This window comes from Halorubrum persicum (assembly GCF_002727125.1).
GTDB lineage: Archaea > Halobacteriota > Halobacteria > Halobacteriales > Haloferacaceae > Halorubrum > Halorubrum persicum.
Map to the genome: position 1 here is coordinate 1 of NZ_NHOA01000005.1, position 593 is coordinate 593.

General features: G+C 48.1%; 1 protein-coding gene. It reads right to left on the bottom strand.

Going from position 1 to position 593, the window contains the following annotated elements; all coding sequences use genetic code 11:
- Positions 1-7: 7 nt before the first annotated feature.
- Positions 8-593 (bottom strand): IS6 family transposase (locus DJ69_RS00730; protein WP_099253848.1); only part of this gene is annotated, 586 nt, incomplete at its 5' end.

Consider the following 593-nt stretch of genomic DNA (forward strand, 5'->3'; position numbering starts at 1 on the left):
GTAGTGTTCAGATAAGCTGATTCCATGCGAAAGCGAACGATCTCAACCACTCGTCAGCAGTTTCTGCTTCGGCGTTGCTGAAACAGTTTGAGAAACAGGTAGTCCTGCGTTTTATCTCACGAAAGATACGTTCGACGCTATTCCGATTTCCATGTCGTTCGTATCTGAAATTGAAGCCGTGCTTTTCACAGGCTCGATGAAGTGGAACCGCGCCATCAACGAGAAAGATCGCGTCATTCACGTCGTGTTTTTCGCGGAGTTCCACGAAAAACTGATCCGCGATCACGTTTGTTCTCGTCGGCTCAAGCTTTGTGTGTAGCAGATCGTTCGAGTCCGGATCGACGGCGGCGTACAGCCAATATTGTTCATCATCAAGTTGAATCACAGTTTCATCAACCCCAACGTGATTCGGGCTCTGCCCTGCTTTCGGCTGTAAATCGGCCTTGTGAACCCAGTTATGAACGGTAGATCGAACCCGATCAACACCAAACACCTCAAGAAACGAAACAGTATTCGAAAGAGATAATCCAGCCAGATGGAGCTGAATACTGAGCTTCATCAACAGTTTCGGTGTTGCTTCTCGCTCCACAAAC